The 20,073-nt window shown below is 53.9% G+C and carries 17 protein-coding genes; 10 read left to right on the top strand and 7 right to left on the bottom strand.

Annotated elements, in window-relative coordinates:
• The 4 genes from purB (at window position 1) to N1249_RS08580 (ending at window position 4,845) form a co-directional block, all read left to right on the top strand.
• On the top strand, window positions 1-1,371 hold the full coding sequence (gene purB, locus N1249_RS08595) for an adenylosuccinate lyase (protein ID WP_259836763.1): 1,371 nt from the start codon (window positions 1-3) through the stop codon (window positions 1,369-1,371).
• A gap of 125 nt (window positions 1,372-1,496) precedes the next feature.
• Window positions 1,497-2,168 (top strand): two-component system response regulator PhoP, encoded by a 672-nt coding sequence (gene phoP / locus N1249_RS08590; protein ID WP_041162042.1) that lies wholly within the window; start codon window positions 1,497-1,499, stop codon window positions 2,166-2,168.
• A complete protein-coding gene (gene phoQ / locus N1249_RS08585; protein ID WP_259836761.1) occupies window positions 2,169-3,632 on the top strand; it encodes a two-component system sensor histidine kinase PhoQ in 1,464 nt (487 codons plus the stop codon).
• 91 nt (window positions 3,633-3,723) lie between these two features.
• Complete coding sequence (locus tag N1249_RS08580; protein ID WP_259836759.1) at window positions 3,724-4,845, top strand: cupin domain-containing protein; 1,122 nt, start codon at window positions 3,724-3,726, stop codon at window positions 4,843-4,845.
• Window positions 4,846-4,911: 66 nt separating this feature from the next.
• On the opposite strand, the gene pepT is transcribed toward N1249_RS08580, so the two are convergent.
• A complete protein-coding gene (gene pepT / locus N1249_RS08575; protein WP_259836758.1) occupies window positions 4,912-6,135 on the bottom strand; it encodes a peptidase T in 1,224 nt (407 codons plus the stop codon).
• Between the two features lie 267 nt (window positions 6,136-6,402).
• Here pepT and potA point away from each other — a divergent pair, with 267 nt between their 5' ends.
• The 4 genes from potA to potD are packed head-to-tail and all read left to right on the top strand — an operon-like array spanning window position 6,403 to window position 10,181.
• Window positions 6,403-7,521 carry a spermidine/putrescine ABC transporter ATP-binding protein PotA gene (gene potA / locus N1249_RS08570; protein ID WP_217187179.1) on the top strand — a complete coding sequence of 373 codons (1,119 nt, stop codon included), beginning with the start codon at window positions 6,403-6,405 and terminating at the stop codon, window positions 7,519-7,521.
• On the top strand, window positions 7,505-8,362 hold the full coding sequence (gene potB / locus N1249_RS08565) for a spermidine/putrescine ABC transporter permease PotB (RefSeq protein ID WP_259836755.1): 858 nt from the start codon (window positions 7,505-7,507) through the stop codon (window positions 8,360-8,362). Before potA ends, potB begins: the two co-directional genes overlap by 17 nt.
• Window positions 8,359-9,150 carry a spermidine/putrescine ABC transporter permease PotC gene (gene potC, locus N1249_RS08560; protein WP_259836747.1) on the top strand — a complete coding sequence of 264 codons (792 nt, stop codon included), beginning with the start codon at window positions 8,359-8,361 and terminating at the stop codon, window positions 9,148-9,150. Before potB ends, potC begins: the two co-directional genes overlap by 4 nt.
• Window positions 9,147-10,181, top strand: coding sequence for a spermidine/putrescine ABC transporter substrate-binding protein PotD (potD, locus tag N1249_RS08555; protein WP_259836738.1), 1,035 nt, complete (start codon window positions 9,147-9,149; stop codon window positions 10,179-10,181). The genes potC and potD overlap by 4 nt, the downstream gene beginning before the upstream one ends.
• A gap of 47 nt (window positions 10,182-10,228) precedes the next feature.
• Here the strand turns inward: potD and N1249_RS08550 are convergent, their stop codons facing one another.
• Complete coding sequence (locus tag N1249_RS08550) at window positions 10,229-11,458, bottom strand: EAL and HDOD domain-containing protein (RefSeq protein ID WP_259836736.1); 1,230 nt, start codon at window positions 11,456-11,458, stop codon at window positions 10,229-10,231.
• A gap of 237 nt (window positions 11,459-11,695) precedes the next feature.
• On the opposite strand from N1249_RS08550, the gene N1249_RS08545 reads away from it, so the two are divergent.
• Window positions 11,696-13,627: a methyl-accepting chemotaxis protein gene (locus N1249_RS08545; protein ID WP_259836735.1), complete on the top strand. Its 1,932-nt coding sequence runs from the start codon at window positions 11,696-11,698 to the stop codon at window positions 13,625-13,627.
• A gap of 58 nt (window positions 13,628-13,685) precedes the next feature.
• On the opposite strand, the gene cobB is transcribed toward N1249_RS08545, so the two are convergent.
• Genes cobB through lolC form a run of 5 tightly spaced genes read right to left on the bottom strand, consistent with a single transcriptional unit; the run spans window position 13,686 to window position 18,625 of the window.
• Window positions 13,686-14,507 carry a Sir2 family NAD+-dependent deacetylase gene (gene cobB / locus N1249_RS08540; protein WP_259836733.1) on the bottom strand — a complete coding sequence of 274 codons (822 nt, stop codon included), beginning with the start codon at window positions 14,505-14,507 and terminating at the stop codon, window positions 13,686-13,688.
• Between the two features lie 14 nt (window positions 14,508-14,521).
• Window positions 14,522-15,433 (bottom strand): N-acetylglucosamine kinase, encoded by a 912-nt coding sequence (nagK, locus tag N1249_RS08535; RefSeq protein ID WP_259836730.1) that lies wholly within the window; start codon window positions 15,431-15,433, stop codon window positions 14,522-14,524.
• Window positions 15,434-15,487: 54 nt separating this feature from the next.
• Window positions 15,488-16,732, bottom strand: coding sequence for a lipoprotein-releasing ABC transporter permease subunit LolE (gene lolE / locus N1249_RS08530; RefSeq protein WP_166716935.1), 1,245 nt, complete (start codon window positions 16,730-16,732; stop codon window positions 15,488-15,490).
• On the bottom strand, window positions 16,732-17,433 hold the full coding sequence (lolD, locus tag N1249_RS08525; RefSeq protein ID WP_214597753.1) for a lipoprotein-releasing ABC transporter ATP-binding protein LolD: 702 nt from the start codon (window positions 17,431-17,433) through the stop codon (window positions 16,732-16,734). Before lolD ends, lolE begins: the two co-directional genes overlap by 1 nt.
• On the bottom strand, window positions 17,426-18,625 hold the full coding sequence (gene lolC, locus N1249_RS08520; RefSeq protein WP_014069810.1) for a lipoprotein-releasing ABC transporter permease subunit LolC: 1,200 nt from the start codon (window positions 18,623-18,625) through the stop codon (window positions 17,426-17,428). The genes lolD and lolC overlap by 8 nt, the downstream gene beginning before the upstream one ends.
• A gap of 256 nt (window positions 18,626-18,881) precedes the next feature.
• Between lolC and N1249_RS08515 the strand changes: the two genes are divergently transcribed.
• Entirely contained in the window at window positions 18,882-19,955 is a 1,074-nt protein-coding gene (locus N1249_RS08515) for an acyltransferase family protein (RefSeq protein WP_259838047.1), read from the top strand.
• Window positions 19,956-20,073 lie beyond the last annotated feature (118 nt).

Here is a 20,073-nt window from a genome sequence, read left to right as displayed (position 1 = left end):
ATGGAATTATCCTCACTGACCGCCGTTTCCCCTGTCGACGGACGCTACGGCGATAAAGTCAGCGCGCTGCGCGGGATCTTCAGCGAATATGGTCTGCTGAAGTTCCGTGTACAGGTTGAAGTACGCTGGCTGCAAAAGCTGGCCGCCCAGGCAGCAATCAAGGAAGTTCCTGCTTTTGACGTCCAGGCAAACGATTACCTTGATAAAATCGTTGCTGACTTTAACGAAGAAGATGCCGCGCGCATTAAAACCATCGAGCGCACCACCAACCATGACGTGAAAGCAGTTGAGTATTTCCTGAAAGAGAAAGTGGCTGCCGTGCCTGCTCTGCACGCGGTGTCTGAATTCATTCACTTCGCCTGTACATCAGAAGATATCAACAACCTGTCTCACGCGCTGATGCTCTCTACCGCGCGCAAAGACGTGGTTCTGCCTTACTGGCGCAAAATCATCGATGCGGTGAAAGCCCTGACAGTGGAATATCGTGATATTCCACTGCTTTCCCGTACCCACGGCCAGCCAGCCACCCCATCCACCATGGGTAAAGAGATGGCAAACGTGGCGTACCGTATGGAGCGCCAGTACCGCCAGCTGGAGCAGGTTGAAATTCTGGGTAAAATCAACGGTGCAGTCGGTAACTACAACGCCCACATCGCCGCTTACCCTGAAGTTGACTGGCACCAGTTCAGCGAAGAGTTCGTGACCTCTCTTGGGATCCAGTGGAACCCGTACACCACCCAGATCGAGCCGCACGATTACATCGCTGAGCTGTTTGATTGCATCGCCCGTTTCAACACCATTCTGATCGACTTCGATCGTGACGTGTGGGGTTACATTGCGCTGAACCACTTCAAGCAGAAAACCATCGCCGGTGAAATCGGCTCTTCCACCATGCCGCATAAAGTGAACCCGATTGACTTCGAAAACTCCGAAGGCAACCTGGGCCTGGCAAACGCCGTACTGCAACATATGGCGAGCAAACTGCCGGTTTCTCGCTGGCAGCGTGACCTGACCGACTCCACCGTTCTGCGTAACCTGGGCGTGGGTATTGGCTATGCGCTGATCGCTTACCAGTCCACCCTGAAAGGCGTGAGCAAACTGGAAGTGAACCGCGATCGTCTGCTGGACGAACTGGATCACAACTGGGAAGTTCTGGCTGAGCCAATTCAGACCGTTATGCGTCGTTACGGTATTGAAAAGCCATACGAAAAACTGAAAGAGCTGACCCGCGGTAAGCGCGTTGATGCCGAAGGTATGAAACAGTTTATCGACAGCCTGGCACTGCCGGAAGAAGAGAAAACTCGCCTGAAAGAGATGACTCCAGCGAATTACATCGGTCGCGCCATCACTATGGTTGATGAACTGAAGTAATCCTCCCTCTACCCTCTTTCCGCCCGGAAAGAGGGTTGCTTTTCCCCGGTTTAATAAATGTTTATCCCCACAACAACATAATCGGCGTTAAACTATTCATACCATTAATTTAGGGAGAAGAGATGATGCGCGTATTGGTTGTTGAGGATAATGCATTGCTACGCCATCACCTGAAAGTACAACTTCAGGAGATGGGACATCAGGTGGACGATGCCGAAGATGCAAAAGAAGCCGATTATTATCTCAATGAACACCTGCCGGATATTGCCATCGTCGATTTAGGATTGCCGGATGAAGATGGTCTGTCGCTGATCCGCCGCTGGCGCAGTCATGACGTGTCACTGCCGGTTCTGGTTTTAACCGCCCGCGAAGGCTGGCAGGATAAAGTCGAAGTGCTCAGTGCGGGCGCAGATGACTACGTGACCAAGCCGTTCCATATTGAAGAAGTGGCCGCGCGGATGCAGGCGCTGTTGCGTCGTAATAGCGGGCTCGCATCGCAGGTTATCTCTATTCCTCCCTTCCAGGTTGATCTCTCCCGCCGCGAATTCTCTATTCACGATGAGGTTATCAAACTCACCGCGTTTGAATACACCATCATGGAAACGCTGATCCGCAATAGCGGTAAAGTGGTGAGCAAAGATTCGCTGATGCTCCAGCTTTATCCGGATGCCGAGCTGCGCGAGAGCCACACCATTGATGTGCTGATGGGCCGTTTACGTAAGAAAATCCAGGCTCAGTATCCACAGGATGTGATAACCACCGTTCGTGGTCAGGGTTATCTGTTCGAATTACGCTAAATGAAAAGGATACTCCGCCACATTTTACCCCTCTCGCTGCGGGTTCGTTTTCTGCTGGCAACCGCCGCCGTTGTGCTGGTGCTCTCCTTGTCTTATGGCATGGTGGCCCTGGTCGGGTATAGCGTAAGTTTTGATAAAACCACGTTTCGCCTGCTGCGCGGTGAAAGTAATCTGTTTTACACCCTGGCGAAGTGGGAAGATAACCACATCAGCGTGGACATGCCAGAAAACCTGAACCAGCAAAGCCCCACCATGGCGCTGATTTACAACGAAAAGGGTAAGTTACTGTGGGCACAGCGTGATGTTCCCTGGCTTGTCCAGCGCATCCGCCCTGAGTGGCTCAAAACCAACGGCTTTCATGAAATAGAAGCCGATCTCAACGCCTCCAGTACCTTGATCCGTAACGATCTCTCCCTTCAGCAGAAACTCGATGAGATCCGTGCAGATGATAACGAAACGGAGATGACCCACTCCGTCGCCATTAACCTGTATCCTGCGACAACCCAAATGCCGCAGTTGACTATCGTGGTGATCGACACCATTCCGGTTGAGCTAAAACGTTCCTATATGGTGTGGAGCTGGTTCATTTACGTTCTGGCTGCCAACCTGTTGCTGGTCATCCCGCTGCTTTGGCTAGCCGCCTGGTGGAGCTTGCGCCCTATCGAGTCGCTGGCGAAAGAGGTGCGTGAACTGGAAGAGCATCACCGTGAGAAACTCAACCCGGACACCACCCGTGAACTGACAAGCCTGGTGCGCAACCTTAACCGCCTGCTGAAAAGCGAGCGCGAACGCTACGATAAATACCGTACCACCCTCACCGACCTTACGCACAGCCTGAAAACGCCGCTCGCCGTGATGCAAAGCACGTTGCGCTCAATGCGCAGCTCAAAGCTGAGCGTCGATGACGCCGAGCCGGTGATGCTTGAGCAGATCAGCCGTATTTCACAGCAAATCGGCTATTACCTGCATCGTGCCAGTATGCGTTCAGGCAGTGCATTGTTAAGCCGTGAACTGCATCCGGTTGCCCCGCTGCTGGATAACCTCACCTCCGCGCTGAATAAGGTTTATCAACGCAAAGGGGTAAATATCAGCCTCGATATTTCCCCGGAAATCAGCTTTGTGGGTGAGAAAAATGATTTTATGGAAGTGATGGGGAACCTGCTCGACAACGCGTGCAAATATTGCCTGGAGTTCGTTGAGGTCTCTGCCCGGCAGACAGAAAACGAACTGCATATTATTGTTGAGGATGACGGTCCGGGCATTCCGCGCAATAAACGCGATGTCGTTTTTGACCGCGGGCAACGTGCCGACACGCTGCGCCCGGGCCAGGGCGTTGGCTTATCCGTCGCGCTGGAGATTGTTGATCAATACGATGGCAAAATTGAAACCGGCGAAAGCTTGTTGGGTGGCGCGCGAATGGAAGCTATTTTTGGTCGTCAACAACCCACATCGAACGATAGTTAATCCGTTATGTGAAAAATGCGAGGATCTCGCCCCCAGGCTCTGCTGCTTCCGTTATAATCCGTTTCAGTAAGAGCCTGCGGAATAAAAAAATATGGAATATCACTTAACACTTAACTGGCCCGAATTTATTGAACGCTACTGGCAAAAACGCCCGGTCGTTCTGAAACGCGGGATCAGCAATTTCATCGACCCCATCTCCCCTGATGAGCTGGCCGGCCTGGCAATGGAAAACGAAGTGGACAGCCGCCTGGTAAGCCACCAGGACGGGAAATGGCAAGTCAGCCACGGTCCATTCGAAAGCTACGATCACCTGGGTGAAAACAACTGGTCTTTACTGGTTCAGGCGGTCAACAACTGGCATGAACCTACCGCAGCGTTAATGCGTCCGTTCCGCGCCCTGCCCGACTGGCGAATGGACGATCTGATGATCTCCTTCTCCGTTCCCGGCGGTGGCGTTGGCCCACATCTGGATCAGTACGACGTGTTTATCATTCAGGGTACCGGTCGCCGCCGCTGGCGCGTGGGTGAGAAAGTGCCGATGAAACAGCACTGCCCACATCCTGACCTGCTTCAGGTAGATCCGTTTGAAGGGATTATCGACGAGGAGCTGGAGCCTGGCGACATTCTCTATATTCCGCCTGGATTCCCGCATGAAGGTTACTCCCTGGAAAATTCCCTGAACTATTCCGTTGGTTTCCGTGCGCCAAGCGGCCGGGAGATGATCAGCGGTTTTGCCGATTACGTATTGCAGCGTGAGCTGGGCAGCTATCGTTACAGCGACCCGGATGTACCGGCACGTGAGCATCCTGCCGATATTCTGCCACAAGAGCTGGATAAGCTGCGTGGGATGATGCTGGATTTGATTAACGAACCTGAACATTTCAGACAGTGGTTTGGGGAGTTTGTCAGCCAGTCCCGTCACGAGCTGGACGTAGCGCCGCCGGAGCCACCGTATCAGGCCGACGAGATTTATGATGCGTTGCAACAGGGCGATAAGCTGGTACGCCTTGGAGGATTACGCGTGCTGCGCATTGGCGAAGATGTTTTCGTTAACGGCGAGAAGCTGGATTCTCCGCACCGCCCGGCGCTGGAATCCATTGCCAGCCACATGGTGCTGACTGCGGAGACCTTTGGCGATGCGCTTGAAGACCCGTCCTTCCTCGCAATGCTGGCCGCGCTGGTAAACAGCGGTTATTGGTTCTTTGAGGACTGAGTTCTGATATTTGCCGGGTGGCGGCTTCGCCTTACCCGGCCTACAAAAACTCACACTGCCTTATGGCTACCGTTTCGCCGTTAACTCCGCGATCCGCACGATCACTTTCACCGCTTTCTCCATGCCTTCCAGCGTCACGAATTCGTGTTTGCCGTGGTAGTTATACCCACCGGTAAACAGGTTCGGGCATGGCAACCCCATGAACGAAAGCTGTGAGCCGTCGGTGCCGCCGCGAATCGGTTTCAGCAGAGGCTCAATGTCGCAGTCCCGCATCGCCTGCTGGGCGATATCGAGGATATGCGGATGCTCCATCACCTTCTCGCGCATATTGTAATAGCTGTCTTCGATGATCAGCTCAATATAGCAATCAGGGTGCAGGCCCTTGCCCACCTTTTTGGCGATCTCCATCATCTTGCGCTTGCGGGCTTCAAAGGCTTTACGGTCAAAATCGCGGACGATGTAGTGCATCTGCGCGCTGTCCACGGTGCCTTTGATGCTGGTCAGGTGATAGAAACCTTCGTACCCATCGGTCAGCTCCGGGCTCTCTTCTGCCGGAACCTCTGCATGAATGCGGGAGGCCAGAGACAGAGCATTCACCATCACCCCTTTTGCCGAGCCCGGGTGCACGTTGTTGCCCACAATTTTAATGGTGACCGACGCCGCATTGAAGTTTTCAAACTCCAGTTCGCCAACGCCACCGCCGTCAACGGTATAGGCCCACTGCGCGTTAAAGGCTTCAACGTCAAAATGCTTCGCGCCTTTACCGACCTCTTCATCAGGCGTGAACGCCACGCGGATATCGCCGTGCGGGATATTTTTACCTTTCAGTACCGCGAGCGCGGTCATGATCTCGGCGACACCGGCTTTATCATCCGCACCCAGCAGGGTTTTACCGTCGGTGGTGATCAGCGTTTGCCCCAGCAGCTGATGCAATACCGGGAACATCACCGGAGAGAGCACCTCGTCACCAATACCCAGCGCAATATCACCGCCACGGTAGTTTTCGACAATCTGCGGATTAACATGCTTACCGCTAAAATCCGGTGAGGTATCGACATGGGAGATAAAGCCGATGGCCGGGATCTCTGCGTCGACATTCGCAGGCAGCGTTCCCATCACAGTGCCTTTATCGCTGAGTGTGACGTTGACCAGCCCCAACTCCTCGAGTTGCCCTTTCAGCAGGTTTAATAACTTCCACTGGCCTTCGGTGCTCGGCACCTGCCGGACGCCCGGTTTAGATTGGGTATCCAGCGAAACGTACTGTAAAAAACGCTCAAGTAATTTATCCATGCAGTCACCCTCACTTTTTGTGACAACATTATCAATAAGCATCAAAACGCAAATATTGCGTCAGGTCACTTTTATCCCGCAAACGAGAATTTTTTCCGTTTATGCTGAGGTGCGATAATAAATGTAGCTTATGAATCAGTGACAAGGATTGGCGATTACAGTGCTTTGCCGTAGAATGTCCGCCCTCATTACGAGTCACCAAGGTGGTTACACACAAACCCCGCTTCGGAATGCCACCCGGAGCGTCTATATGGGACAGCGCAAAAATTGAATACACAACCCCGTTCCCTTTCACCACTGGTGCAACTGGAACGAATTCGTAAAAGCTTTGATGGTAAAGACGTGATTTCCGATCTCAATCTGACCATCAATGACGGTGAGTTTCTTACGCTGCTTGGCCCTTCAGGCTGCGGCAAGACAACCGTACTGCGGCTTATCGCCGGTCTGGAAAATGTCGATAACGGCCACATCCACCTTGAGAACCTCGATATCACGCAGGTTCCTGCCGAAGAACGTCACGTCAATACCGTCTTTCAGAGCTATGCCCTGTTCCCGCACATGACCGTGTTTGAGAACGTGGCCTTTGGCCTGCGGATGCAAAAAACGCCAGCAAACGAGATCCCACCCCGCGTGACCGATGCGCTGAAAATGGTGCAACTGGAAGAGTTTGCCCAGCGTAAACCGCATCAGCTTTCCGGTGGTCAGCAGCAGCGTGTCGCCATTGCGCGCGCCGTGGTCAACAAGCCGCGCCTGCTGCTGCTGGATGAATCCCTCTCGGCGCTGGATTATAAACTGCGCAAACAGATGCAAAACGAGCTGAAAGCGCTGCAACGTAAGCTTGGCATCACCTTTGTTTTCGTGACTCACGACCAGGAAGAGGCACTCACCATGTCAGACCGCATTGTGGTGATGCGGGACGGCAAAATTGAGCAAGACGGCACGCCGCGCGAAATCTACGAAGAGCCGAAAAATCTGTTTGTGGCAAGCTTCATTGGTGAGATCAATATCTTCAACGCAACAGTAATTGAGCGTCTGGACGAACAGCGGGTGCGGGCAAACGTTGAAGGCCGTGAATGTAATATCTACGTGAACTTTGATGTTCAGCCGGGGCAGAAACTGAATGTCCTGCTGCGCCCGGAAGACTTGCGCGTCGATGAGATCCACCACCAGGCAGATGCCGAAGGCCTTATTGGCTACATCCGCGAACGGAACTACAAAGGGATGACCCTGGAGTCCGTGGTTGAGCTGGAAAATGGCAAAATGGTGATGGTCAGCGAATTCTTTAACGAAGATGACCCTGACTTTGACCACTCCCTCGATCAGAAAATGGTTATTAACTGGGTAGAAAGCTGGGAGGTTGTACTGGCTGATGAAGAACACAAGTAAATTCCAGAATGTGGTGATTGCCACTATCGTCGGTTGGCTTGTGTTGTTTGTCTTTTTACCCAACCTGATGATCATCGCGACCAGCTTCTTAACCCGTGACGATGCCACTTTCGTGTCGCTGGTCTTCACGCTGGACAACTACTCGCGCCTGCTCGACCCGCTCTATTTTGAGGTGCTGCTGCACTCGCTCAATATGGCGCTGATCGCGACCGTCGCCTGTCTGGTGTTGGGCTATCCCTTTGCGTGGTTTCTGGCGCGCCTGCCGCAGAAAGTACGCCCCCTGCTGCTGTTTTTACTGATTGTTCCCTTCTGGACCAACTCATTAATCCGTATTTACGGGCTGAAGTTATTCCTCAGTACCAAAGGGTATATGAATGAATTTCTGCTGTGGCTTGGGGTGATCGATACGCCTGTGCGTATCATGTTTACGCCGGGCGCAGTAATCATTGGTCTGGTGTACATATTGCTGCCGTTTATGGTGATGCCGCTTTACTCCAGCATTGAGAAGCTCGACAAACCGCTGCTGGAAGCCGCGAAGGATCTGGGTGCAGGTAAGCTGCAAACCTTTATCCGAATTATCATTCCGCTGACCATGCCGGGCATTATTGCCGGGTGTCTGCTGGTGATGCTGCCAGCCATGGGGCTGTTCTACGTTTCCGACCTGATGGGCGGTGCGAAAAACCTGCTCATTGGTAACGTCATTAAGAGCCAGTTCCTGAATATCCGTGACTGGCCGTTCGGCTCTGCCACCAGCATTACCCTGACGCTGATAATGGGCCTGATGCTGCTGGTGTACTGGCGCGCTGCACGTTTACTGAATAAGAAGGTGGAACTCGAATGATCGGTCGACTGCTTCGCGGCGGTTTTATGACCGCCATTTATGCCTATTTATACATCCCGATTATCATTTTGATCGTGAACTCGTTTAACAGCTCGCGTTTCGGGATCAACTGGCAAGGTTTCACGACCAACTGGTATAGCCTGTTGATGAACAACGACAGCCTGTTGCAGGCGGCTCAGCACTCGCTGACGATGGCTATCGTCTCTGCAACCTTGGCCACGCTGATAGGCTCCCTGACCGCGGTGGCGCTCTATCGCTACCGTTTTCGCGGCAAACCGTTCGTCAGTGGGATGCTGTTTGTGGTGATGATGTCGCCGGATATCGTGATGGCGATTTCACTGCTGGTGCTGTTTATGCTGCTGGGCGTACAGCTGGGGTTCTGGTCGCTGCTGTTTTCCCATATCACCTTCTGCCTGCCGTTCGTGGTGGTCACTGTATACTCGCGTCTGAAAGGGTTTGACGTCAGGATGCTTGAAGCAGCGAAAGATCTGGGCGCCAGCGAGATGACTATCCTGCGCAAGATCATTCTGCCGCTGGCGATGCCTGCCGTTGCTGCCGGGTGGCTGCTGAGCTTTACCCTGTCGATGGATGACGTTGTGGTCTCCTCTTTCGTGACCGGGCCTGGCTATGAAATTCTGCCATTGAAGATTTACTCGATGGTGAAGGTCGGCGTTTCACCTGAGGTGAACGCGCTGGCGACTATTCTGTTGGTGTTATCGCTGGTTCTGGTTGTTGCCAGCCAGCTTGTTGCGCGTGATAAAACAAAATCTCTGGGGACATCGAAATGAAAAAAATGTTTGCCGCTGCGGCGCTGGTGCTGGGTATGAGCGCGGCGCACGCTGATGACAGCAAGATACTCTATTTCTACAACTGGACCGAGTATGTGCCGCCGGGCCTGCTGGAACAGTTCACCAAAGAGACCGGTATAAAGGTTATCTATTCCACCTATGAGTCGAATGAAACCATGTACGCCAAGCTCAAAACGTACAAAGACGGCGCGTATGACCTGGTGGTTCCATCGACCTATTTCGTCGACAAAATGCGCAAAGAGGGCATGATCCAGAAGATCGATAAAACGAAGTTGTCCCACTTCAATAACCTCGATCCGCAGATGCTCAACAAACCGTTCGACCCGAATAACGACTACTCCATTCCGTATATCTGGGGTGCAACGGCCATTGGGATCAACAGTGATGCCATTGACCCGAAAACCGTCACCAGTTGGGCTGACCTGTGGAAGCCTGAGTATAAAGGCAGTCTGCTGTTGACCGACGATGCGCGTGAAGTGTTCCAGATGGCGCTGCGTAAGCTCGGGTATTCTGGTAACACCACCGATCCGAAAGAGATTCAAGCTGCCTATAACGAGCTGAAAAAACTGATGCCAAACGTGGCGGCATTCAACTCCGATAACCCGGCTAACCCGTATATGGAAGGCGAAGTGAACCTGGGGATGGTCTGGAATGGCTCCGCCTGGGTTGCGCGCCAGGCCGGTACGCCACTGACGGTGGTCTGGCCGAAAGAAGGCGGGATCTTCTGGATGGACAGCCTTTCTATTCCGTCTAACGCCAAAAACGTTGAGGGTGCCCTTAAGCTTATCAACTTCCTGCTGCACCCGGACGTGGCAAAACAGGTTGCCGAGACCATCGGTTATCCCACGCCAAACCTGGCCGCGCGTAAACTGCTGAGCCCGGAAGTCGCCAACGACAAGTCTCTGTATCCGGATGCCGACACCATCAGTAAAGGCGAATGGCAGAATGATGTTGGCGACGCGAGCCGCATTTACGAAGACTATTACCAGAAGTTAAAAGCTGGCCGCTAACCGGCGTCACGCTCTTCCTCACTCCGTCTGCACGGAGTGAGGAAGAATTAATTAACGGCATTCTCTCCGGCCCAGAGCGTGGCTATGCGCATGGCCTCGATAACTTCCTCCTCTGACAGCCCCAGCGCATGGCATTTTTTTGCTGCCTCGTTCCACTTCTGCTGCTCATACAAACGACACAGCGACACCATTTCGGCCAGCATACCTTCCTGATGACACAGCGCATTGCTCACACTTTGCGGCACCGCAATTTGCTTCATCAGCTCCGCCATGGGCAGCTCAAGGATGGTATCGAGTAACGAGAACAGGCCGCAGATAAACGCGTTTTCAGCCAGCAGCGGCTCGTCCATTTTCTCTGCCACCAGCTCGCAGAATTTCCCCCGCATCATGCTCAGAGGGTAAAGTTCGTTAACGGTATCATTGCCTGCGCTGGCCAGCACCACAACCGCCACAAACCGTCTGAGCTGGTTTTCACCAAGGTACATGAGCACTTCGCTCAGGGTTAACTTGCTGAAATTACAGGCTCCCGCATATTTAAATGCGGTGTGTTTCATATACCGCATGATCTTATAGGACAACGTGAGGTCAGTTTTAATCAGCGACTCAATTATCCTGAAATCGGGTTTATTGCGCCCCACTTCCACCTGAAGCCGGAAAATCGCCAGCTGGTTTTGCGATAAGCGTTTATATTTAATAATCTCCGGGCGGCAAAAAAAGTATCCCTGAAACAGGGTAAATCCTGCCTCACGATATTTTTCGAATTCCTCTTTAGTCTCAACTTTTTCAGCGAGATACTTAATATGTCCGGTCAGGTTTTTACGTGATTGCAAATAATTTTCAATTTGCGCTAAGGTATTATTCCTTACATCAAATTTCAGTATCGAAATATAGGGTAAAAAAGCATCCCATTCCGCCGCAAGGGTAAAATCATCCAGCGCAAAACGATAACCATTAGCATTCATCTCTTTGACGGCCTGAAGCAACTCCTCTCCGGGCACGGCGTCTTCAAGGATCTCAATGACCACGTTATCTTTATCCAGCGCTTCCCCGCTACGGTTGATGACCATGTGTGAGGGGAAATTAATAAACGACGTCAGTGCCCCTGCGATCCGCTGGGACGGAACACATAAAAATTGGTCAGAAATCATCCGGGATGTGGCATATTCCGCCGACACATCCGGGAAACGGTTATTCATCCCATCCCTGAACAACAATTCATACGCAATGGTATTCATGTCCGTATTAAAAATGGGTTGTCTTGCGATAAATGCGTACATATACCGCCCTCCTTTCGGCCTTATTGTTATAAGCATCCTCTTTCTACACGAGTATATCGACCATTATCGAGCGCTATTTTGATTTATGGCACAAATTAATGGTAACCACACTAATTAACAGGATTTAAAGTTTGTAAAATTTAAATTAAATAAAGCCTCCGCTATACAGAAAAATGGCGATATATCCGATAAATACTTTGTGTCTGCCCGCCAGGCACAACTTTACGGGAGAAGAGAATGAAAAACGCCATGGTCCAGAAGCAAAGAATAAGAGTCAAGACGTTGATGCTGTTATCCATTTTCATCACCGTGACGGTGGGTTTTACAGCAACGATTGGTTTTATGATGTGGCAATGGATGGCTCAGCAGGAACAGCTGGCTAAAAAACATGTCCAGCAAATTGCCCAGGTTCAGTCGTTACAGGTCAGCAAGCAGATGGATTCCGCGCTGGCTGCCGCCCATGATATTGGCAACAGCGCGCTGGCACTACGTGACGCGGGGATCCCCGATCGCCAGGGGCTGAACCAGTTGCTGGTTCATTATCTCGCGGCTCACCCCAATTTTCTGTCCATGTCGATGGCTTTTGAGCCCAACGCTTTTGACGGCAAAGATGCCAGCTTTGCCGGTCAGAGTGGCGAAGACCCGGCAGGCCGCTACGCCCGTTACGTCGACCGTGATGCCGCAGGTAAACCGGCGTTACACCTGCTGACCGACTTCGAAACGCCGGGCAGCGGCGACTATTATCTGCTGCCCAAACAGCGCCAGAAAGATGTCATCATTGAGCCCTATATCTACCCCTATAACGGCGTCGATGTAATGCTCACCTCAATTGCCGCGCCTGTTATGCGCGATGGGCAGTTTCTTGGGTCGGTAACGTCCGATTTCTCTCTCGCCACACTGCAAAAAATGATTGGGGCTATTAAACCCTGGAACGGCACCGGCTACGCTCTGCTCCTTTCGGCGGGTAATAACGTGGTTTCCAGCCCTGACAAGGGCGCAGTGGGTAAACCGTATTCCGGTAAAGTGACCGGCAGCGAAGTTTCGCGCGCCGACGACCCGCTGCTGAAAGAAGAGGCGTTCATTACATGGCAGACGATTAACATCGGCAACAGCCAGACGCCGTGGAAGCTGGCCATCGTCACGCCGGTCAGTGAAGTGATGGCCGAAGCGCACCAGTTTTTGCTGAAAGCCATTATTCTGATGGTATTAAGCATCGTGGTGGTGAGCCTGGTGATGGCGCAGATCTTTACCCGCAAGGTGGATCGCCCGGTTGGCGGAGAGCCTTCTGCGGCCGCGGGGATCGCCCTGGCGGTCGCCAGAGGCGATTTGAACAACGCTATTCCCGTGCGAGCGGGCGATACCAGCAGCATTTTTTACGCGCTGCACACCATGCAGATGCAGCTTAAACGCATCGTCGATAACATCAACGAAGCCAGCCATTCCGTTCATGGCGGCACTAGCGAAATTGCCGCAGGCAATCTTGATCTGGCATCCCGCACCGAGGAACAGGCGGCGGCCATTGTGGAAACCGCGGCCAGCATGGAGGAAATTTCCGTCACGGTGAAAAACAACGCCGACAACGCCCACAAAGCGACGCGCCTGACGGACCAGGCGGCCACCATTGCTGGTCATGGTGAAATGCTGGTGAATGAAGTGGTAGACGTCATCGGCGAAATCGACGAAAGCGCACGTAAGATTGGTGAGATCAACAGCATCGTGGACGGTATCGCCTTCCAGACCAATATCCTGGCGCTGAATGCCGCCGTGGAAGCGGCCCGGGCAGGTGAACAGGGACGCGGTTTTGCGGTGGTGGCGGGTGAAGTACGTAACCTTGCCCAGCGCAGCGCCAGTGCCGCCAAAGAGATCTCACAGCTGATTGCCGAGTCTTCGGGTCGCGTCAGTAAAGGGGTTGAGCTGGTTAATGAAACCGGTGGGATGATGAAACAGATCATTGAGGCCGTTTCACATGTTCATCTGGTGATTAACGAGATTGTCCAGGCGCTGGACGAGCAGAACCGCGGCATAAGCCAGGTCAGCACGGCGGTCAATCAGATGGACAGCACGACCCAGCAGAATGCATCGCTGGTTCAGCAGATCTCCGCGGCGGCCATGTCGCTGGACGAACAGGCCAAATCACTGGAGAAGACGCTGGCATTCTTTAATTCATAACCAAAAACAAGGCCGGGTAGCGCTCGCTTACCCGGCCTCGACAGGACAACCTGCACAGTTACAGCCCTTTCAGCAGCTTATCGACAAACTCCGGTACAACCTGACTTGCCAGCCCGTAGTGCTTCTCTTCAAACTCGCTGCCGACCTGGCTCGGTTCCAGATTAAGCTCAACGGTGTGCGCCCCCTGCAACCGGGCTTCATGAACAAACCCTGCCGCCGGATAGACATGGCCCGAAGTGCCGATGGCGATAAACACATCCGCCATCGCCAGCGCGCTATAAATTTCATCCATTCCCAGCGGCATTTCACCGAACCAGACCACGTGCGGGCGCAGGCGTGACGGGAACTGGCAGCAATGGCAACGGTCATCAGGTTGCACATCGTCCGTCCAGTCGAGCACCTGGCCGCTCCAGGCGCAGCGCACCTTCAGCAGTTCGCCGTGCATATGGATGATATTGCGGTTACCGGCACGCTCGTGCAGGTTGTCGATGTTCTGGGTGACCAGCAGAAAACGGTCACCCAGCTCCTCTTCCAGCCGGGCCAGCGCCAGATGAGCCGCGTTCGGCGCCACCTCGGGTTGCTGAAGCTGCCGACGGCGCGCGTTATAGAACCCCTGCACTAAATCGGGATCCCTGGCAAAGCCTTCCGGGGTAGCCACATCCTCTACGCGGTGCTCTTCCCACAACCCGTCAGCCGCACGAAACGTGCGAATACCGGACTCGGCAGAGATCCCCGCACCGGTCAGTACCACAACTCTGGGTTTATCCATCGCTTCTGGCATCATCCTGTCTCTGAAAAAGATCCGCTGGCGCAAGCGCTCACGCAAACGGCGTTTATTTTTACGAAAACGGCTGAGTCGACCCTGGCGACGCGACAGCATAGTAACCTCGTAGACTAATCGGTGAGATGAAGGAAGGCGGCTCCGCGCATTCCTCCTGCATCCCCGTGGCGCGCACGCTCAATACGCGGCACGCGGGCAACGGGTAATAAATGTCGGGGCAAACGCCCGGACAACTGTTCCGTTATCGCGGTAAAGTTTGATAACCCGCCGCCAATCACCAGCAGATCGGGGTCGACGATGGTCAGGATATTCCCCAGACACACCGCCAGCAAATCCAGGTAGCGTTCAACGTGTTCACGCGCCTGTTCATCGCCCTGCTCCCACAGCGTAATGATCTGCGGGGCAGCAATTTTCTGATGATAGAAGTGTTCGTATAGCCATGCAAACCCACCTCCGGAGAGATAGTTCTCGATGCAGCCATGCTGGCCACACCCGCATCGCGTAAGCGGAAAATCACGCCCAACGACCTCGAGGGCGTCGACTGGCAGGCGAATATGACCAAACTCACCGGTGATATAGCTGCGCCCGGTAATGGGCTTACCGTTGACAACAATTCCCCCGCCAACGCCCGTGCCGAGGATCAGCCCCATCACCAGCGGATATTCCCGGAACTCGTCATCCCAGGCTTCGGAAAGGGCAAAACAGTTGGCATCGTTGTCTAATCGCACGTCGCGCTCAAGGAGAGCGGAAAGGTCGGCACGCAGCGGTTTGCCGCTGGCAGCAGGTACGTTGGCAGCATACAGCGTGCCGTCGTCGGTTTCGGGCATCCCCGGAATACCAATCCCCACTGAGCCTTTCACGCCAAAGCGCGCGTCGGCTTGCGCCACCAGCGTGGCAATGGCGGTTAAGAATTCATCGTAGCTTTCGCGCGGGGTGGGAACACGGGTTTCCCATTGTAGTTTGAGATTTTCATCAAATACGCCCAGCGCAATTTTGGTGCCGCCAATATCAAATCCATAATACATAACGCATTCCTCTTTCTGATTTGGCGGCCCGCAAGCCGCTAAATCATGACGAAATTACTGGCCACTTAATACCCTCGCCGGATCAATTCGGCTTGCGCGACGCGCCGGATACCAGCTTGCCAGCAGACTCAGTAAAAGTGCTGTAACCAGCACATAAATAACGTCCAGCCAGTGCAATTCAGACGGCAGGAAGTCAATAAAATAGATATCACCCGACAGGAACTGGTGGCCGATTAGCTTTTCAATCAGATTGATAATCGGCGTCAGCTGAAGCGAAACCACCACGCCGATCACCACACCACAGAGGCTGCCAAACAACCCCGCCAGTAAACCATACCAGACGAAAATGGCGCGAATAAGACCGTCCTTCGCCCCCAGGGTGCGCAGCACGGCAATGTCACCGCTCTTGTCTTTAACCGCCATTACGAGGGTCGAGACGATGTTAAAGCAGGCCACGCCAATCACCAGCACCATGGCCAGGTACATAATGGCGCGGATCATCTGAATATCACGGTACATATAGCCGTACGTGCCAATCCAGCTCTTGATGTAGACGTAGTTATTGGTGACTCCACCCGCATCACGGACCAGCTTATTGGCGTTAAAGACGTCATTAACCTTAATGGCAATGCCCGTCACGCTGTCGCCCATGTCCAGATACTGACGCGCATCTTCCATCGGCACCATAGCAAAGCTGTGATCGAGCTGGCCGCTCAGCTGGAGAATACCCGTTACGTGCAGACGCACGCGTTTTGGCTGCTGTAATTTATGGTCCGCGCTGGCGTTGGGGATCATGATAGAAACCCAGTCACCCTGCTTCACTTTCAGCGCGTCAGCCACGCCTTTACCCATAATGATTTGCTGCTCGCCGGGCTTAAAGTTTGCCCACGCGCCGTTCTGCACGTATTTCGGCAAGGCGCTTAAACGCTCTTCCTGCTGCGGGTTTACCCCTTTAACCTGGATGGCACGCAGGTTTACCCCGCTTTCCACCAGTCCGGTGAAGTTGATATACGGCGCTGCGGCGGCAATACCCGGCACTTTTTCCACTTTATTGAGCGCATCGCTCCAGTTTGTCCAGGGCTGGTTAACCGGCTCGATTTCGCCGTGGGGCACCACGGCCAGAATGCGGTTGTTGAGCTCACGCTCAAAGCCGTTCATGGCGCTCAGCCCCACAATCAGCACGGCGACACCCAGCGCAATTCCCACGGTGGAAATCACCGAGATCAGCGACACCATGCCGCCGCGACGGCGACCGCGGCTAAAGCGTAAACCGATGAGTAACGATAACGGTGACGCCATTACTCCGCTCCCATCAGGGTCAGTTCTGCATTCAGGTGACCATCGCGCATCTCAAGCTGACGGCCCATGCGTTTAGCCAGTTGCAGATCGTGGGTCACCACCAGGAATGCCGTTCCCTGCGACGCGTTAAGCTCGCCCAGAAGCTGGAAAATGCTGTCGGCATTACGCGCGTCCAGGTTACCGGTCGGTTCATCTGCCAGCACCAGGCGCGGGTTGTTCACCAGCGCACGGGCAATCGCCACACGCTGACGCTCACCGCCAGACAGCTCAGACGGACGGTGGTTACCACGATGCCCAAGCCCCACCGCTTTCAGCATTTCGCTGGCACGGGCGTTAATTTCTGCCGGTTTCTTTTTGCCAATCAGCAGCGGCATCGCCACGTTTTCCAGCGCCGTGAAATCCGGCAGCAGGTGGTGGAACTGGTAGATAAAGCCCAGCTCGCGGTTGCGCAATTCGGCTTTCGCCGCAGACGACATTTTGCTCATCGGCTGGCCGGAGAAAATCACGTCGCCCTCAGTCGGCGTATCCAGGCCGCCCAACAGGTGCAGCAAGGTACTTTTACCGGAGCCGGAGCTGCCCACAATCGCCATCATCTCGCCTTCACCCACGCTAAAGCTCACATTGTGCAGGACATCAGTCTGTACAGTGCCTTCCTGATAGCGTTTGGACAGGTTGTCGCATTGCAACAGGATCTTATTCATAACGTAAAGCCTCAGCGGGTTGAGTGGCGGCAGCGCGCCATGAAGGATAAAGCGTGGAAAGCAACGCAATGGCCATCGCGGCCAGCGCAATGCCAATCACCTGCAACGGCTCAATCGCGACGGGCAGCGCCGCGCCATCGAGAAGTGCACCGATAATTGGCATTAAATTATTGAGCTGACTGGCCAGCAATGCGCCCAGCACGGCGCCCAACAGCGCGCCGATAATCCCGGCGCTGGCACCCTGAACCATAAATACGGCCATGATCTGGCGCGGCGTTAGCCCCTGGGTTTGCAGAATGGCGACTTCGCCCTGTTTTTCCATCACCATCAGCCCAAGCGAGGTGATGATGTTAAACGCGGCCACCGCCACGATCAGGCTCAGCAGCAGCCCCATCATGTTCTTTTCCATGCGCACGGCCTGGAACAGCTCGCCTTTGCGGTCACGCCAGTCCTGCCATTTTGTCCCTTCCGGCAGTTTTTGCTGACTAAGAACATCCACTTTCAACGGTGCATCAAGCCACAGACGCCAGCCGGTGATATTGCCCGCCGGATAGCGCATCAGGCGCGATGCATCCTGAATGTTGACCAGCATCTGATAGCCGTCGACTTCGCTGTTGGCAGCAAAGGTACCAATAATGTTGAACAGACGCTGGCTTGGCAGACGCCCCATCGGCGTAAACTGGCTGGCAGACGGCACCATCACACGCAGCTGGTCGCCACGGTTAACGCCAAGCTGCCCGGCAAGCTGCTCGCCGAGGATCACGTTGTATTGCCCCGCCACGAGATCGGTTTGCTTCACGTTAACCAGGTACGGCGTGAGCGGATCGTTCTGGGCCGGGTCGATCCCCAGCATCACCCCAACCGCCACGCTGCGGGCGCTTTGCAGCACCACGTCACCGGTGGTAAGCGGCGCAACGCGCGTCACGCCCTGCAATTTCGCGGCACTTTCAGGCAGCTGTTGCGGGTTAACGGAACCGTTTGAAGAAGAGAGTACGGCCTGTGGCATCAGCCCCAGGATGTTGTTTTGCAGCTCGCGCTCGAAGCCGTTCATCACGGAGAGAACCGTCACCAGTGCCATCACGCCAAGCGTGATACCAATAGTGGAAAGCCAGGAGACAAAGCGACCGAATCGGTCCGCGGCGCGCCCACGCATGTAACGTAAGCCTATGAAGAGTGCGACAGGTTGGTACATGAAATCCGTCTGTTTGCTGATAGCAGACCCACGAGTATATAAGCGAATCCGTTAAGCGTAAATGACTGAAACCGTAAGCTTTGGTAATCATTTTTCCGAAAAAATCAGATAAATCATAGTGCTACTCTCTTAACGTAGATCCTGCGCCCTCCACCTTTTCCGAAAAACGTACTGATACAGACTGTTACTGATTACATCCCCTGCCCCTTCACCCAGGATAAACGGTTCGTTTATGGCAATACAGGTACGTTTCGCGATGAAACAAAAAGCATTATGGATTAACCAGATAAAAGGGCTGTGCATCTGCCTGGTGGTCATTTATCACTCGGTTATCACCTTTTATCCGCATCTCAGCGGGCTACAATATCCTCTGTCCGGCCTCCTCGCCAAATGCTGGGTCTATTTTAACCTCTACCTCGCGCCGTTTCGGATGCCGGTGTTTTTCTTTATTTCAGGCTATTTGATCCGCCGGTATATCGATGAAGTTGGCTGGCGAACCAGCCTCGATAAGCGCATCTGGAGCATTGTCTGGGTGCTGGCCCTGTGGGGTGTCCTGCAATGGCAGGCGCTGAGCCACCTGAATGCCTGGCTGGCCCCGGAGCGCGAGTTAGCCACCTCATCAAACGCCGCCTACGCAGATTCCGTCCCGGAGTTTATTCTGGCGATGCTCACCGCCAGCACCAGCCTGTGGTATCTGTACGCCCTGGTGGTCTACTTCACGCTGTGTAAGCTGTTAAGCCGCTGGAAACTGCCGGTGCTGGGGCTTCTGGCGCTGGCGAGTATCGCAATAAACTTCCTGCCGCTGCCGTGGTGGGGAATGAACAGCGTGGTGCGCAATATGGTCTACTACAGTATGGGTGCGTGGTACGGTGCAGAGCTCATGGCCTGGATGAAAGGGCTGTCACTGCGCCGCGCCTGGCTGCCCGTTGCCGCGTTTGCTGCGGTATCCGTCGTGCTGTGGTTTGCCAATGTCCCACTACTGCTCTCTCTGCTGTCAGTCCTGCTTATCATGAAGCTCTTCTACAGCGTCGAACAACGCTACGCCGTGCATCCCAATAATCTGCTCAATGTGATTGGCTCAAACACCATTGCCATTTACACCACGCATCGCATTTTAATCGAGGCATTTAGCCTGTTCCTGATTGGCGAAATGAATGGCGCATCCTGGCCTGTCTGGGCAGAGCTGGCGCTGATCCTCGTCTATCCGTTTGCCAGCCTCTTAATCTGTACACTTTTCGGTCTTGGTGCACGCAAGCTTTCTACTGCGCTGTTTGGCGATCTGTTCTTTTCCCCACCTGCCCGCCTTTCTCTGGCGCAAACCGCCCGCTAACGCCCACCTCGCCCTGATTCAGGGCGAGTTTACCGCCTGTGCGGTTCCGGTTTGCTTATGTAAAACGATCGAGGATAATAAAGGCATTGCGTATCAGTGATATGCCCCAATACTGAGT

The sequence above is a fragment of the Enterobacter sp. CP102 genome, from assembly GCF_025152625.1.
In the GTDB taxonomy this organism is placed as follows: domain Bacteria; phylum Pseudomonadota; class Gammaproteobacteria; order Enterobacterales; family Enterobacteriaceae; genus Enterobacter; species Enterobacter soli.
The sequence above is the reverse complement of the archived record's forward strand: the minus strand, read 5'-3'. Positions and strand labels throughout refer to the sequence as shown.